The following is a 15890-nucleotide window of genomic DNA, read 5'->3' on the forward strand; positions in this document are numbered from 1 at the left end:
CGTGGGTGAGCGGGGGACGGCGGCCGGCGGCCCGCCGATGACTCAGGCCGGGCTGCCGATCTGCGCCGGGGCCCGCATCAGGGTGTCGCGGGGCAGCTCACCGAAGACACGACGATAATTGTCGGCAAAACGGGACAGATCCCACAGTCCGCAGCTCAGCGCGATCGCCTTGACCGACTTGCGACTGGAATCGGCCATCGACAGGCCACGGCACGCCGCGCAAAGACGCAGCATCGACACATACCGGTTCGGCGAGGTACCAAACAGGTCTTCAAATGCATAGCGCAGTGCGCGTTCGCTGACGCCGGCCGCGTCGCAGATTTCATTCATGTAGATATAGCGGCGCAGATTGAGACGCATGAAATGCTCGGCGCGCTGCGCGATCAGATAATGCGTGCGCCGCGCCCGGCTGCAGGTGGGCCGATCGCCCGGGCCGGCGGCCAGCAACGCCTGCACATGCGCGTGCAGCAGCGTTTCCACTGCGTCATCGGCCAGTGCCACGCCCTGCCCACCCAGCGATTCCTCCAGGTGCCGGTACTGCTGCACCAGCCGGTGCACACCGACCCCGCCGGCTGGATGGAACAGCGACAATGCCTGGCCTGCCGGTGGCGTGCTGAGAAGGCTCAGCTGGGTCAGTTTTCGCTGCACCCGCTGCATCGGCGCCAGCAGCAACGTCAGGCGCGTGCCGGCACTGAACGTGAACTCGCTGATGCCCTCCGGCAACACGGTCAGCGCCATCCCGGACGCCAACGGAACACCGTGGCACCAGCTCACCCCTTCATCGGTGTCGTGGACATACCCAAGCAGACACCAGTCGGGCGGCAACATGAAACGCCCACGAAAGTGAAAGCCGCAGGCCAGCGTGCAGAACAGTGCCTCGTCATGCACCACCGCATCGACGCTGGCGCGGGGACCATTGCCATCGAGCAGCACCATCTCGACGTCGCACACCCGCAGCACACCGCCCAGCGTGGCCAGGTCGAACGCCCTGAGGTTGTCGCCCATGTCGTCCACTACACCATCGACCATGACAGTGATGCCCCCCGTTGGCCCGGTGTGCATCGCGCATCACCGGTTTCCCGTCTCCAAGAACTGCCCGCGCTCCTCGCATACTGCAAAATGCTGCTGCGCATTTTCGATGAGTATGCATCAATCCCCACACACGAAGACAAAATCGATGGCCGGAAATTCCGCAGATTACGTCGGTTTCACCCGGCCATCACATTATCTCGACAATTCATTCACCTTCCGGATATTAAATGGGAGCCAACGCAGAACGGTTCAGTCACCGGCAACACGGGGCTAAAGTTCGGAATATCCATGCCGATTTTGTGCATCACAGCCCTTCGCATTCGCCGAGCATTTCGTTGAATTTCGATGACGCCACACGCGGCGCCATCGCATCACGGGGGAACGTCATGGACAGGCAGGCAACCGTAGTCGTTGCTTCCGCCGGCAGCCAGCAGCGGCTGCGGCATCCGGGCTGCGCCTTGCAGGCGCTTGCGTTCCGCCAGGCACGGTTGCAGCCGGGATAGTCCGGCCGGCATCGGCGACCCGCATGGGTCGCTCCCCTGCGCCAGGACGTGCGCAGGCCAGCGGAAGGCCCTCCGCGGAGTCGGAACGACCTTCTACATCGCAAGGCAGCTGCTGCCCATCCGGGCCCTGATAGGTAAATGGAGATAACCGTCATGAACGCATCCATCCGCAAGTTCCTGGTCGAGGAAGACGGCGTCACCGCACTGGAATACGGCCTGCTCGCCGCGGTCATCGCCGGCGTACTCGTTGTTACCGGCCGCGCCCAGATCACCGCCTTCTTCACCAATCTGTTCACCCGCCTGACCGCACTGGTCGATTCCGCTGCGGCCTGACCGGTAACAGCGCGCGTCGGTCTGCCCTGACTGCCGTTTTCCCGGCGGCAACGGTGGCGTCTGGCCCGCGGTCCATGTTGATACCGCACAGGGGGATTGTGCCCATGTCGTTTCTTCCCCTACTGGCGCTGCTGCTCGGCGTACAGGTCGCCATCAGCGACCTGTACGCCCGGCGCGTCTCCAACCGCGCCCTGCTGCTCGCTGCGGCCGCCGCGGTGGCCTGGCTGTGCGTGCAGTGGGCGGTCACGCGGACCGGCGCGCCCGCTGCCCATGTACTGGGCGCTGTGGCAGGTCTGGTCGCGCTGTTGCCGTTCTACGCCATCGGCTGGATGGGCGCCGGCGACGTCAAGTACTTCGCGGTGCTCGGCCTCCTGCTCGGCTGGACCGCGCTGCTGCCGGTCTGGATCATCGCCAGCCTGTGCGCGGGCGGACACGCGCTGTGCATCTATGCCGTTCGCCGTGTGCGCCCGATGATCCCGCTGCGCCTGCAGTTTCTGCGCGACACCACCCTGCAGCACCTAGAGCATCACCCCGCCGCCGACCAGATCCGCCGCGCCCGGCAGGGCCGCGTGGGAATCCCGTTTGCAGCCTATCTGTCGCTGGGCGCCCTGCTCTGGGTTGTCCGGAACACCTATGCGGTGTCGCCGTGACGACCGCGCGCATTCCGCCCGGCAGCCGGCGCCGCCAAGGCGGGATCGCCACGCTCGAGTTCGCGCTGATGCTGATGTTCGGGCTGTTGCCGCTGCTGCTGATCACCTACTCCGGAGTGATGCTGATGGCCGTGCAGCAGACCCTGTCGATGGCATCGGCCGAGGGCGCGCGCGCGTCGCTGCGCTACGCCGCGCCGGACCAGCGCCGACTGGCTGCCTGTGTGGCCGCTCGCCGCTCCATGCAGTGGCTGCTGGCCTACGCCGGTCAGAACCCGGACTGCGCCACCAGCGCCGCGCCGCCGATCATCGTGTCCGCCCCGGCGCCATGCGCCGACCTGCCCAGCGCGCAATGCATCCAGGTACGGGTCAGTTACGACTACCGCGCCAATCCGTTCCTGCCGGGTACCGGCACTGTCTATGGCTGGGTCGTATCCCGGCCCATCACCAGTACCGCCGTGGCCCAGCTGGACCAGGGCAGCAACTGATGTCACTTCCAGGAGACGCCGCATGCTCAAGTTGACCCGCATTGCCGCCGTGTTGCTGATCGCGTTGGCGGCAATCCTGGCGGTGGTCGCCTTCAGCGTCAGCCGGCGTGCGGGCGAGGCGCCGGCCGCACCCGTGCAGACACGTGCCGCCGAGGCGCAGACCTGGCCGGTGGTGGAGGCCGTCAACGCCCTGCCCGCCGGCCTGCCGATCGCGGCCAAGGACCTGCGCGTGGCCGGCCGCGCGCAGCCGGTAGCCGGCGGGTTCACTACCGTGGCCGACGTCGTTGGCGCCGTGCCGACCCGCGACATCGCCGCCGGCACCGCTCTCGATGGCCTGGTCATCGCACAGGGCTACGCGCTGCGGCTCAATCCGGGCGAGCGCGCGCTGGCAGTACCAGTGGACGAACTGGTGGCTGCGGGCAACCGCATCCAGCCAGGCGACTTTGTCGATGTCTTCCTCAATCTCCGCTCGACGCCCGGTGTCCGCGACGACGGCGATGCACAGGCACGCCTGCTGCTCTCGCGCCTGCGCGTGCTCAGCTATGGTGCGGACGATCTCGGCACGCCCGCCCCCGCGTCTGCTACCACCGACACACCCTCGCCTGCCGACAGCCGCGCGCAGGACATCACCCAGCGCCCGTCCAGCAGCCGTGCCAACGACGCCTCAAGCACCGCGGCGGCGCGCAGCGCGGTGCTGGCGGTGCCGGTGGCGGATGCCAGCCGCCTGCTGCTGGGCGCGCAGCAGGGCAAACTGTTCCTGGCCCTGCGCAATCCGGCGGACGTCGGCCAGCCGGACCTGGCGCTGTTCGCGCAACCTGCAGGGGTGCTCGCCCCACGCCGCGAGCTGACCCCCGAGCAGCGGCTCGCACTGCAGTCGCCCGAGAACGACGCCTACGCCGGTATCGACAGCGCCGCGCTGGCCGGCCGTAGCAGCGCCCGCCCGGTGCCGGTGGCATCGACGGGCAGCGCGCCCCGCCGCAGCGCACCGCGCCTGGACCGTGGCGTGGAGATCATCCGCGGCGACGCCGCCTCCCCCAGCGGCTTGCCATGAGCCACCTGCCGAGACAGCCCATGACCCAACGCCCCACCCCTGCGTGCCGTCTGTTCCACGCCCGAATCCCGGGCGGGTGGCTGCTGCTGGCGCTGATGCTGGCACCCTCCGCTCACGCCAACGCCGACCTGGTGCTGCAGACCCGCGAGCAGCGGCCGTGGACACTGCCGACCGACCTGGAACGCGTGGCCATCGCCGATCCCGGCGTGGCCGATATCGTGATGCTGCGCGGCCCGCGTCAGGCGCTGCTGGTCGGCAAGGCCCCGGGAACGACCACGCTGCTGCTGTGGCGACGCGACAACAGCGAGCCGCAGCGCATGCAGATCGACGTGCGCAGCGCCGTGCAGGGCGCGCTGGGTGACGGCGCCGGCACCCGGTTGACCGTACAGGACGACCAGGGCCTGCTGCAGGGGGTGAGCCCGTCGATGCTGGACCACGCACAGAGCCGCAAGGCCGCCGCAATGGCCATCGGCAAGGAAGGACAGCTCGCCGATGTCGCCACCATCGCCAGCGGCGGTGTGGTGCAGGTCGAGGTCAAGGTCGTGGAGTTCAACCGCACCACACTGCGCCAGGTCGGTGTGAGCTTCTACAACAGCAATGGTGGTTTCACCTACGGGCTCACCCGCCCCGGCGGCATTCCGCCCACCACTGACGACGGCGGCTCCGGCAACGGCGGCGAGACCACGGTGACGCTCAATCCGCTGTCGTCGGCATTCAACCTGGTCGCCAGTTCACTCACCCACGGCTGGTTGGCCAACCTGGACCTGCTGCAGAGCAACGGCATGGCGCGCGTGCTGGCCGAACCCACGCTGGTGGCATTGTCCGGGCAGAGCGCCAGCTTCCTGGCCGGCGGCGAACTGCCGATTCTCGAACCGCAGGGGCTGGGCACCACCACGGTCACCTTCAAACCGTTCGGCATCGGCCTGACCGTCACGCCAACCGTGCTGAGCGCCGATCGCATCGCGCTGAAGGTCGCGCCGGAAGCCAGCGACCTCAACTACAGCACCGGCATCGCCTATAACGGCGTGCTGATTCCCTCCATCACCACCCGTCGCGCCGACACCACGGTGGAACTCGGCGACGGGGAGTCGTTCGTCATCGGCGGTCTGGTGAGCAATGCGGTCAGCTCAAACGTGGACAAAGTGCCTCTGCTCGGCGATCTTCCGATCATCGGGTCGTTCTTCCGCAACCTCAATTACAAACGTGAGGAGAAGGAACTGGTCATCATCGTCACGCCGCGGCTGGTCCAGCCACTGGCCAAGGGCACCGAGCTGCCCCTGCCCGGCCAGCGTGAAGCGGCGCCGAACCAGCCGGTCTGGGGCGCGTGGCTTCTGGGGCCGGCGTCGTCGGACCAGCTCCCCGGCTTCTCACGCTGAGCCATGCCAGGACGCCCCCCGCCATGTCCACCGCCACCATGCATCTGGTTCACCCCCGGGAGTCGGCCATGAAGCTGGTGCTGTACGCGCCGGATCGTGACCTGGTGTCGCGGCTGACGCCGCTGCTGCCCGCCGCCGCCGACGTGCAGTGGCAGGACAGTGGCGCGCCTGCCGCCGCGCTTGAACCCCTGCGTGATACCGGTTGTGTGCTGCTGCTGGACTTCCGCCACGAGCAGGCCGCCTTCTCCGCCGCACTGGTGCGCCAGGTGCAGGCACAGGCACCGGAGCTGCCCCTGGTGGCGGTGGGCTCCACGGCAAGCGACCAGCTCGCCGGGGTGGTGGCAGCCCTGCGCGCCGGGCTGCGCGATCTGATCGACCTGGATGCCCCGCCGCACGAGATCGAGGCGGTGCTGCGCCGCGCCAGCGCCACGGATGCATCGGTTCGCGCCCCTGCGGCAGTCGCGCACAAGGCGCGCATGGTCCTGCTGTTGGGCGTCCGCGCCGGCGTCGGTTGCAGCACGTTGGCCGCGCATCTGGGCGTGCTCGCCCAGCAGGCTCACAGTCCGTTGCTGGCACAGGAGGAGGATCCGCCGCCCGTGGCGAACCATCTGCTGCTGCTCGACCTCGCGCAACCGGCCGGCGACCTGGCGCTGTACCTCAACCTGGACAGCAGCTTCCATTACGACGATGCCCTGCGCCATGCCAGCCGCATCGATGCCACGCTTGCCCGCACGGCCATGACGCGTCACCCGGCCGGCCTGGCGCTGCTCGGTCAGGCGGCCGGCACCGACGGCACGCCGATGGCCGATCCGGCCGTACTGATGCAGCGGCTGCGTGGCATCTTCGACACCCTGCTGTGCGACCTCGGCGGCGCCTGCGTGCGCCAGATTCCGGTGTCGCTGCTCAACAGCGCCGACGACATCTGGCTGGTTGCCGATCAGGCGATCGGCACCCTGGTCTCCCTCGATCAGGCCCTGACCCAGCTCGAGCGCGTCGGTGCACGCGACAAGCGTCTGCAACTGGTGATCAACCGCTTCGACGATGCCAGTGGCATCAGCCCGGCACAGATCGCCACCCGCTTCGGCCTGCCACTGCTGGCCACCCTGCCCGACCGCGCCCGCCTGCGCTCGGCGGCCAGCCACGGCCGGCTGCTGCTGCAGGAGGCTCCACGCGATCCGTATCTACGCGCCCTGGCCCCGCTGCTATCCCGACTGGATCCCGCCGCTGCCCCTGCGGCACGCAGTTGGCGGGAACACCTCGCCCTTCGTCTGAGTGGTAGCCAATGGAAGACAAAGTGACCCCGTTCGCGGTACCCGCCGCGCGCCACGATCCGCCCGCCGATCCGGGCGCGGCGGTGCTGCCGTTCGAGCAGTCCGAGGAGTACCAGAAGGTCCTGATCGCGGCGCACGAACACCTGCTCAATGCGATCGAGGACGAACGCATCGACATCGACGCCTGGGCGCCGGACACGGTCGCACGCTACGTGCACACCCAGACCGCCGCGTTCGTGCAGGAGTGGCGCATCCCGATCAACGAGATCGAGAAGGACATCGTTGCCGCCGCGCTGGTCAAGGAGCTGACCGGTTTCGGCCCGCTCGACGACCTGCTGCACAACCCGGAGATCGAGGACATCCTGATCAACGGTTACAAGGACATCCATGTATCCCAGGGCGGCATGCTCAAGCGCGCACCGCAGCGCTTCAGCGATGACAGCCACCTGCTGCGCATTCTGCGCCGCATCCTCGCCCCGCTCGGCCGGCGTCTGGACGAATCCAACCCGATGGTGGATGCGCGCCTGCCCAACGGCGGCCGCCTCAACGCGATCATCTCCCCGCTCGCCGTCGACGGTCCGATGGTATCGATCCGCAAGTTCCGCAAGGATCCGTTCACCCCGGACGAACTGCTGCGCATGGGCACCTTCGACCGCCCCATGCAGGCGCTGCTGCATGCGATGGTACTGGGTCGATGCAACATCCTCGTCTCCGGCGGCACCAGCTCGGGCAAGACCTCGCTGCTCAATGCGCTGGCCAATTACATACCGCCCACCGAGCGGGTGATCACCGTGGAGGACACGGCCGAACTGTCGCTCAACCATCCCCATGTGGTCCGTCTGGAGAGCCGCATCGGTGGTGCCGATGGCAACGGCGCCGTGAGCATCCGCGATCTGGTCCGCAACAGCCTGCGCATGCGGCCGGACCGGATCGTGGTCGGCGAAGTGCGCGGCGCCGAAGTGCTGGAAATGCTGCAGGCGATGAATACAGGCCATGACGGCTCGATGGCCACCATCCACGCCAACTCGCCGCGAGATTGCCTGTACCGCATCGAGATGCTGGCCGGCTTTGCCGGCTTCCAGGGCAGCGAGGACAGCCTGCGACGGCAGATCGCCAGCGCCATCGACTTCATCGTGCAGATCTCCCGCCTCGGCAGCGGTCGCCGCGTTCTGGTGTCGATCACGGAAATCACCGGCGTCAGCGACAACCTGATCACCACCCAGGAAATGTTCCGTCACGAAGTGCAGTTCGATGCCGACGGCAAGGAGCACGATCGCTGGATCGGACTCGGGTTCCAGCCGCACTCGCACAAGCTCGAACCGTTCCGCCGGCAGTTGCGCGAGGCCCTGGATGGAGGCTACTGACGATGGTCTTCACCCTGCTCCTGGTCAGTGTGGCATTGGTGCTGGTCGCTGCAGCCCTGGCGCTGTGGAGCGGCGCCAGCGCTCGCGAGCAGCGCCAGGTGTCGCTGCAGCATGCCGAACAGCGGCTGGCACGTGGCGGGCCAGGCGGCGCCCTGCCGGAACCGGGCACCGCGCCCACCGGCGGTGCACGGGCCCGCGGCGAGCGTCCGTGGGATGCGCTGTTACGGCGGGCCGCCCTGCCCACCGGTTGGCGGGTACCGCTGCTGGTGGTGGGAATGAGCCTGCTGGCGACATGGATCGCCACTGCGCGTCTGGGCACGTGGTGGATGGTGCCGATCATGCTGGTGCTGTGCACCCTGGTGGTGTGGTTCTGGCTGAGCCGGCGCATCGCCAACCTGCAGCGCCGCCTGCTGCGCCAGTTGCCGGACTTCCTGGACAATCTGGTCCGCCTGGCCGGGCTGGGCAACAGCCTGCAGATGGCCTTCCAGACGGCCACGGCGCAGGTACCCATGCCGCTGCGCGGTCTGCTCGATACCACCTTGTCGCATACCCGCAGCGGGCTCGACCTGGACCGCGCGCTTGCCCAGGCCTCACAGCCCTACCGGCTCGAGCCGCTAAACGTGCTGGCCGTGGTGCTGGGCGTCAGCGTGCGCATTGGCGGGCGCGCCGACCAGATCCTGCAGCGCATGGCCGATTTCATGCGCGATCTGGACCAGGCACAGCAGGAACTGATGGCCACCACCTCCGAAACCCGCATGTCGGCGTGGGTGCTGGGCCTGCTGCCGCCGATCTGCGCGGTGCTGATGGCCATCGCCAGCCCCGACTTCTTCCAGCCCGTCATCCACGAGCCGCTCGGCCACAAGCTGCTGCTCGGTGCACTGGTACTGGAGGCCGCGGGTGGGTTCCTGCTGTACCGGCTGGCCAAATCGATATGACACGGGGGCATCCATGACCAGCACCGGCTACTGGATTGCGGCCCTGTTGCTGCTGGCGGCGGGGCTGGCCCTGCTCGGCATCCGCTGGTTCATCCTCGGCGGGCACCAGCAGCTTACCGAAGCGGCCCTGCAGTCGGCCCTGCGTCCGCGCGACAGCGCCGCCGCCACCGGCGCGCCGGCCGCAGCGCCGAGTGCACGCCAGCATGGCCTCGCATGGCTGACCGCGTTCGGCCAGCGCTTCAGTGGCAGCCGCATCGAGAAGGCACTGCTGGCGCCGGAGGATCGCCTGCTGCTGGACCAGGCCGGTTGGCACACCAGCACCGGCACTGCGATCTTCCTCGGCCTGCGGCTGGTCCTGGCCGTGGTGTCGCTGGTCGTGGCACTCACCTTCAGCGACAGCACCGGTTTCAACCGCGTGATGCTGATGCTGGCCGCACTGGCCTTCGGCATCCTGCTGCCCAAGTTCGCGCTGCGCGCCTGGGCGACGCGCCTGCGCAGGCGCGTATCGGCCGAACTGCCGCTGCTGATCGACCTGCTGCGCCTGCTGCAGGGCGTGGGCTTCAGCATGGACCAGAGCCTGCAGACCCTCGGCGACAAACTGCGCAACGCGATCCCGGTGCTGGGCCGCGAGATCCACCAGGCCAACATCGCCTACATGCACGGCCGCACCCGTCAGCAGTCGCTGCGCCGGTTGAGCGAGTCGTTCGACGACGAAGACCTGCGCAGCCTGGTCCAGTTGATCATGCAGGTGCATGAACACGGCGGCGCGGTGCAGGAACCGCTGCGGCAGTTCAGCGTGCGTCTGCGCGAACAGCGGCGCAGTTCACTGAAGGAAAAAGTCGGCAAGCTCTCGGTGAAGATGACCGTGGTGATGATGCTGACGTTGTTGCCGGCCTTGATGCTGGTGCTGGCCGGTCCGGCCATCATCGCCCTGGCCACCGCCTTGACCAGGATCGGGTAAAGACCATGCCAAGCCCCATGTTGCCCCGCCTCGGCACTGTCGTACTGCTGGCCACACTGTGCGCGGCCTGCGCCTCCACGCGGCCGGCGTCGTACCGCCAGGACCCGATCGCCCAGGCCTCGCCGGAGGTGCCGCCGCAGGAGGATCGCGTGCTGTACCTGGACCTGATCGCCAAAATGCAGAAGCAGGGCGCGTTCTACGCCTCGCTGGCGCATGTGGATGCCTACCGGCAACGCTACGGCGACAACCCGGCGCTGCGGCGGCTGCATGCTGACGCCCTCCGCGAAACCGGGCAGCGCGATGCCGCGCTCGCCGCCTACACCGGATTGACCACGGGCCCGCAGGCCGCAGCCGCCTGGCACGGCATCGGCCTGATTGCCGCGCGCAGCGACGCCGCCGCCCGTGCCGAGACCGCGCTGGCCCGTGCGGTGCAGCTGCAACCGCTCAATACCGATTACCTCGGCGACCTCGGATTTGCACGGCTGCGTGCCGGGCACTGGGACCAGGCGCAGGCGCCGTTGGCGATGGCCGCCGAGCTGGCGCCCGGCAACGTCAAGGCCAATGCAAACCTGGCGGTCTGGGCACTGCTGAGCGGCCAGCACGGGACCGCCGAGCGGATCATCCGCGACGCCCGCCTGCCCGATGGCGCACGCGAGGAAATCCAGCGCCTGGCCCAGCAGCTGCGCCAGCGCGCGGCATCACGCACTGCGGCCGCGGCTGCGCCGGCGCGTGTCGCGCCCGCGATCGCGCCAGCGCGCGAGCGCAGCACCCGCCTGGCCGGCGACGCCAACCGCCCGTCTGCCAGCGGTGATGCCCGCCTGGCGCCTTCCATGCTGGAGCGCTTCAGCGCCACCGATACCGCCACGGGGACCACACCATGAACGAGCACGTCATGACCCGGATCGCATTCGCACCCGCGCTGCGCGCGTTGACCGGCCTTGGGGTGGCGGCAGCGCTGCTGCTGGCAGTGGATGCCCGTGCCCAGCAGCCCCCGTTGACCGGCAGGATGCTCGCCGAGCCGCCCCTGCCGACGCCGACGCCGCCCGCGCGCGCACCTGCGCCTGGGGTGCCGGCTCCGGACAACGACGCGGGTTGGCAATCGCCGCGCGCACCGGCATCTGCAGCGCCGGCACCGACCCGGATCGGCGACACCACGCGCGCGCTGCTGCAGCTCCAGGCCGCCGGCACGAGCGCCGGCACGCGGCTGCCGATCCTCGGCGACCAGGCGGCCGCCAGCTACGCGCGCTACCTCAAAAGCTTCGAGCACGAGATTCCCGAGTACATGAAGACCAACGTGCGCAAGGATGTTTCCGGGTCCAACGACGGAGGCTGATGCCATGAACGTACCTGGCCCTGCCGGGGCGCCCCGCCCGGCCCCCCGTGTGCTGCGCATGCAGCAGCGCGGCGGCATGTCGGTGACGATGATGCTGGTGATGCTGGGCCTGGTGATGATGCTGGGCCTGGTGGAGATCGGCTTCCTGTACTGGGCCAAGCGAGATGCACAGAAGGTGGCCGACCTGGCCGCGCTCGCCGGGGCGCAGCGGCTGGAACTGTGCGCGGCCAACCAGGCCGACAACAGCGCGGCGCGCGGCAACGCGATCACCGCCAATCGCTTCCCCGGCACGGTGCAGGTGCAGTGCGGCAACTGGAATCCGGCCAACCCCGCCGCCGATCACTTCACCACCACGCTCGGCCCGCAGGCGCCGTTGAATGCAGTGCGCGTACAGGCGCAGCGTTCGGTACTGCCGTTCTTCGGCCAGAACACCACCCTGCCCACGCTGCAGGTCCAGGCCGTTGCCATGCGCGCCCAGCCCACCGCCGTGTTCAGCGTCGGCTCGCAGCTGCTGCGGGTCAACGGCAACACCCCGCTCGGCAATGTGCTGCGGCTGGTGGGCGTGGACCTGGACCGCACCACCCTGCTCGGCTACGACGGCCTGGCCCAGGCGCACATCACCCCCGGCGGCCTGCTGCAGGCGCTCGGCATCGAGGTCGCCGCCGACATCGGCATCGCCGAGTTCAACCGGCTGCTGGCCGCCAACCGCATCTCGCTGGGCCAGCTGCTGGATGCCACCGCGACGGTACTGGCACAGAGCGGCGTGGCCAACGTCGACCTGCGCGCACTCAAAGATGCGCTGGCCACGCAGATCAACATCGACCAGGCCAACCTGCAGCTTGGCTCCAACGATGCCGGCAGCGGCCTGTTCGCACGCATCGTGGCCCCCGAAGGCCCGGCCTCCAGTGCACTGCGTGCCGACGTCAATGTGATGGACCTGCTCACCACCGGCATCAGCATCGCCAACGGCGGGCGCGGGGTCGACGTGGACAACCTCAGCGTGCTCGGCCTGGTCAACGCCAAGGCGGCCATCATCGAACCGCCGTCCATCGCCATCGGCGGCGTGGGCACGCGCGCCTACAACGCGCAGGTGCGTTTGAACGTCGATGTGGACAGCAATAATCTGGTGGGACTCGGCCCGATCCTGTCCACCCTCGGCGTTCGCCTGCATCTGCCGATCTACGCCGATGTCACCAACGCAATGGGCACGTTGACCGCACTGCAGTGCGGTGCCCAGCCCCCCACGGCCACCATCAACGTCGAGTCCTCCGTGCTGCGCGCCTGCGTGGGCAGGGTTGACCCGGCCAACCGGTTCTCCACCCGCAACGTGTGCGAAACCACGCTGGAGAACGAACAGATGCTGACCCTGCTTGGCGCCACCCTGGTCAACGACAAGATCCGCCTCAACGGACTCACCCATGCCGAAAGCGTCACCCTCGCCGCCGGCGAAACCGCCTCGACCCGCATCAACGCCGCCCTGCTCGGCGATACAGTCGCCGCACTGGTCAACGAACTGCTGCGCGTGCTGGGCAACGTGCTCAATCCCGCACCGAAAGGTCTCGGCACGGCTGAAACCGCCAACCGTCTGGCCGAGCAGTACCTCAAGGCCGCCAATCCGGATCCGGGAAAAAAGTACGACGTGCACGCCACCATCGACCTGCTGAAGAACGGTGCGCCTGCACGCGGTATCGAGCCGATCGGCACCTGGAACATCCCCAAGGGCGTGCCGTATCCCTGCGGCCTGATCACATGCTTCCGCGACGGCACAGTCTGGGAAGGCTATGAGGCCGCGGTCACCGGCAACGGACAGGGCCTGCTCGGCGGCGTGCTCGGCACGCTGCTCGGGGGCCTGGTGATCAACCGCTGCAACAGCCTGCTCACCGGTCTGCTGGCCTACAACGCCTGTGTCAAAGGCAACCTCGCGTCCTACCTGCAGACCGCCGACGAAGGCGTGCTCGACAGTTTCCAGGGCAGCGGCAGCGTGGTCGACCCGTCCACCGACACGGTGGCGTGCAGCGGGCTGCTGTGCCTGGGCCTGAAACCGGTGCTGGACCTGCTCAAGCCGATCCTCAACGGCGTCGGTACCCTGCTCACCCAGACCCTGGCGCAGGTGCTCGGGCTGGAACTGGGACGGACCGACGTGCACCTGCAGTCGATCAACTGCAGCCCTGCGCAGCTGGTCTACTGAGCCGCTCCCGCCCGCGCGCAGGGGGCGTGCGGACCCCGCCCCGCTGCATGCTAGACTGCCGCGGGGACTTCACATCACCGTTGAATCCATTCGTGGATGGCCTGAATATGCGAGAGAGAAAAGGGGTTGATTCCGCCACCAGGCGTACGCTCGCCGGTGGGATGCTGTTGCTGCTGATCACGGCTGCACCGCAGGTGCTGGCCGCGCGGGCGCCGCGCGCCGAAGCGCCTGTCGAACCCGCGCAGCGTCCGGTACCCACGGTGCGCAACAGCGTGGACGAACTGCGGCAACTGGTGGACTCGCGCCAGCTGACCGAGCTGCGCACCACCTACAACGGCAGCTACGGCGCGAGCCTGCTGTTCAACACCAGCACGCTGAACTATTACGTGGCGCTGTTCCACGAAAAAGAGTTCTGGCGGGTGATCAAGACCGATTCGGTGGACAACGCAGAGAAGGTCTACCGCACGTTCGTGCAGCAGACCGAAGAGCTGGCCCAGGTGTATATCGACACCACGCGTCTGCAGGCCGGCAAGCGCTACACCGAGAATCTGGTGGCCTACAACGCCCAGCGCCTGCAGAGCCTGCAGCAGGAAGCCGAGCTGCAACGCCAGCAGTCGCTGCAGGTCAGCGCATCGCTGCAGGAAGCCAAGCAGCAGGCGGTCAGCCTGAGCACCGATCTGCGCAGCACGCACAGCGAGCTGGACGCGCTGAACCAGCGCATCCAGCTGCTGCAGGCCCAGCAGGGCAATCCCGAGCTGTCGCTGCCCACGCCGGAGGCAGCACCGGTTCCGGCACCTGCCCCGTCAGGCCAGTCGGGCACCCCGTAACACCTGCGGGCCGCGCGCTCCCTGCCTGCCAGGGAGCGTTGCTCGAACAGTGCGCACCGTGCGCTATGCTGATCTCCGATCACTGTTCGATCGTACGCAAGGAATGCCGATGCCTTTCCCGCCGCTGCGACCCGTAGTGGGCCTGGTACTGTCCCTGCTCGTCACCGTCACCGCCGTGGCTGCGCCGCCACTGACGGCCGCGCAGTCCGATCCGGTCGCGCTCGGCTGGATGCAGGGTGCACCACCACCGGAAGACAAACGCATCCGCTACACGGACGAGGACTACTTCGCCTTCCCCAAGCTGCGCTGGACGGTCTGCCATTTCCGCCAGTTGATGCCCACCGTGGGCGTCAGCCGCGGCGAAGGCGCCGCACGCCCGATGACGCGCCGCCTCGACAGCGCGCTGGACGCCGTGACATTCACCCCGCTGGGGGCCACCGCGCCGATGCGCTGGGCAGACGCGCTGGATGCCACCTACACCGACGGCATCGTGGTGCTGCACGACGGCGTCGTCGTCTATGAGCGCTACAGCGGCTGCCTGGATGCCGAGGGGCAGCACGGCGCCATGTCCGTCACCAAATCGATGACCGGCCTGCTCGGTGAGATCCTGGTCGCCGACGGCACCCTGGACGAGAACGCCCGCGTGGATGCCATCGTGCCGGAACTGCACGGCAGTGGCTTCGGCGATGCCACGGTCAAGCAGATCCTGGAGATGACCACTGGCCTGCGCTACAGCGAGGACTATGCCGATCCCGACGCCGACGTGTGGCAGTACGCGGCGGCCGGCAGCACCCTGCCGCACCCGCCGGGCTACCGCGGCCCCACCAGCTACTACGATTATCTGCGAACCGTACGCCCGCAAGGCGCGCATGGCGAGACCTTCGGCTATCGCACGGTCAATACCGACGTGCTGGGCTGGATCATCGCCCGTCGTTCGGGCCAGTCGGTGGCCCAACTGCTCGAGTCCCGCGTGTGGCGTCCGTTGGGTGCCAGCCAGGACGCCTATTTCACCGTGGACTCCAGCGGCACGCCGTACGCCGGGGGCGGTTTCAACGCCGGTCTGCTCGACCTCGCCCGGGTCGGGCAACTGCTGCTTGACGACGGACGCATCGACGGGCGCCAGGTGATTCCGGCGGCGGCCATTGCGCGCATCCGCGCCGGTGGCGACAAAGCGGCCTTCGCCCGCGCCGGGTATGCCCAGCTGCCCGGCTGGAGCTACCGCGGCATGTGGTGGATCACCCACAACCCGCACGGCGCTTACATGGCACGCGGCGTGCACGGCCAGGCGCTGTACGTGGACCCCACCGCGCGCGTGGTGATCGCCCGGTTCGCCTCGCATCCCACCGCCAGCAACAGCGCCAACGATCCCATCACCCTGCCCGCGTTCGACGCCATCGCACGCGCTCTGATGGTCACGCCCTGACAGGACACTCGGTCGCCCCTCCCTACCTCGCATCACGTGCGACGGATGCGGAGTGTCGGCGTCTGCCCGATGTGGGTGCCGGCCGCACTGCGCGACGGAACCGCAGCCTGCATTTCCGACGCGCCGGTGGCCTGGCGGGCGGGTGAATGCCATCGTTC

At 68.4% G+C, this 15890-nt stretch carries 15 protein-coding genes; 14 read left to right on the top strand and 1 reads right to left on the bottom strand.

Features of this window, described 5'->3' with window-relative positions; genetic code table 11:
* Nucleotides 1-42: 42 nt before the first annotated feature.
* Complete coding sequence (locus OC534_RS04885; RefSeq protein WP_262071484.1) at nucleotides 43-1029, bottom strand: helix-turn-helix domain-containing protein; 987 nt, start codon at nucleotides 1027-1029, stop codon at nucleotides 43-45.
* Between the two features lie 659 nt (nucleotides 1030-1688).
* Here OC534_RS04885 and OC534_RS04890 point away from each other — a divergent pair.
* The 14 genes from OC534_RS04890 (at nucleotide 1689) to OC534_RS04955 (ending at nucleotide 15732) form a co-directional block, all read left to right on the top strand.
* Nucleotides 1689-1868 (top strand): Flp family type IVb pilin, encoded by a 180-nt coding sequence (locus OC534_RS04890; protein WP_017356197.1) that lies wholly within the window; start codon nucleotides 1689-1691, stop codon nucleotides 1866-1868.
* A 104-nt stretch (nucleotides 1869-1972) separates the two neighbouring features.
* Entirely contained in the window at nucleotides 1973-2518 is a 546-nt protein-coding gene (locus OC534_RS04895; protein WP_262071485.1) for a prepilin peptidase, read from the top strand.
* A gap of 68 nt (nucleotides 2519-2586) precedes the next feature.
* Nucleotides 2587-3003: a hypothetical protein gene (locus OC534_RS04900; RefSeq protein WP_051008608.1), complete on the top strand. Its 417-nt coding sequence runs from the start codon at nucleotides 2587-2589 to the stop codon at nucleotides 3001-3003.
* 22 nt (nucleotides 3004-3025) lie between these two features.
* The gene (gene cpaB / locus OC534_RS04905) at nucleotides 3026-4054 is read left to right on the top strand and encodes a Flp pilus assembly protein CpaB (protein ID WP_262071486.1); all 1029 of its coding nucleotides are present in this window, start codon (nucleotides 3026-3028) and stop codon (nucleotides 4052-4054) included.
* A gap of 20 nt (nucleotides 4055-4074) precedes the next feature.
* A complete protein-coding gene (locus OC534_RS04910; RefSeq protein ID WP_136004901.1) occupies nucleotides 4075-5430 on the top strand; it encodes a type II and III secretion system protein family protein in 1356 nt (451 codons plus the stop codon).
* Between the two features lie 23 nt (nucleotides 5431-5453).
* Nucleotides 5454-6728, top strand: a complete 1275-nt coding sequence (locus OC534_RS04915; RefSeq protein WP_243746250.1) for a fimbrial protein — start codon at nucleotides 5454-5456, stop codon at nucleotides 6726-6728.
* Nucleotides 6713-8065, top strand: a complete 1353-nt coding sequence (locus OC534_RS04920; RefSeq protein WP_136004903.1) for a CpaF family protein — start codon at nucleotides 6713-6715, stop codon at nucleotides 8063-8065. The genes OC534_RS04915 and OC534_RS04920 overlap by 16 nt, the downstream gene beginning before the upstream one ends.
* Before the next feature lie 2 nt (nucleotides 8066-8067).
* On the top strand, nucleotides 8068-9000 hold the full coding sequence (locus OC534_RS04925; RefSeq protein WP_262071487.1) for a type II secretion system F family protein: 933 nt from the start codon (nucleotides 8068-8070) through the stop codon (nucleotides 8998-9000).
* Nucleotides 9001-9013: 13 nt separating this feature from the next.
* Entirely contained in the window at nucleotides 9014-9961 is a 948-nt protein-coding gene (locus tag OC534_RS04930) for a type II secretion system F family protein (RefSeq protein WP_166473067.1), read from the top strand.
* 17 nt (nucleotides 9962-9978) lie between these two features.
* Entirely contained in the window at nucleotides 9979-10842 is an 864-nt protein-coding gene (locus tag OC534_RS04935; protein ID WP_262071488.1) for a Flp pilus assembly protein TadD, read from the top strand.
* 11 nt (nucleotides 10843-10853) lie between these two features.
* Entirely contained in the window at nucleotides 10854-11294 is a 441-nt protein-coding gene (locus OC534_RS04940) for a DUF3613 domain-containing protein (protein WP_262071489.1), read from the top strand.
* Between the two features lie 58 nt (nucleotides 11295-11352).
* Nucleotides 11353-13482, top strand: a complete 2130-nt coding sequence (locus tag OC534_RS04945) for a TadG family pilus assembly protein (protein ID WP_316044052.1) — start codon at nucleotides 11353-11355, stop codon at nucleotides 13480-13482.
* Between the two features lie 161 nt (nucleotides 13483-13643).
* Nucleotides 13644-14309: a DUF2968 domain-containing protein gene (locus OC534_RS04950; protein ID WP_017357579.1), complete on the top strand. Its 666-nt coding sequence runs from the start codon at nucleotides 13644-13646 to the stop codon at nucleotides 14307-14309.
* Nucleotides 14310-14418: 109 nt separating this feature from the next.
* Nucleotides 14419-15732 (top strand): serine hydrolase, encoded by a 1314-nt coding sequence (locus OC534_RS04955; RefSeq protein ID WP_229296400.1) that lies wholly within the window; start codon nucleotides 14419-14421, stop codon nucleotides 15730-15732.
* Nucleotides 15733-15890: the final 158 nt, after the last annotated feature.

The organism is Stenotrophomonas sp. Marseille-Q5258 (assembly GCF_946900935.1).
GTDB classification, from domain to species: Bacteria; Pseudomonadota; Gammaproteobacteria; order Xanthomonadales; family Xanthomonadaceae; genus Stenotrophomonas; species Stenotrophomonas nematodicola.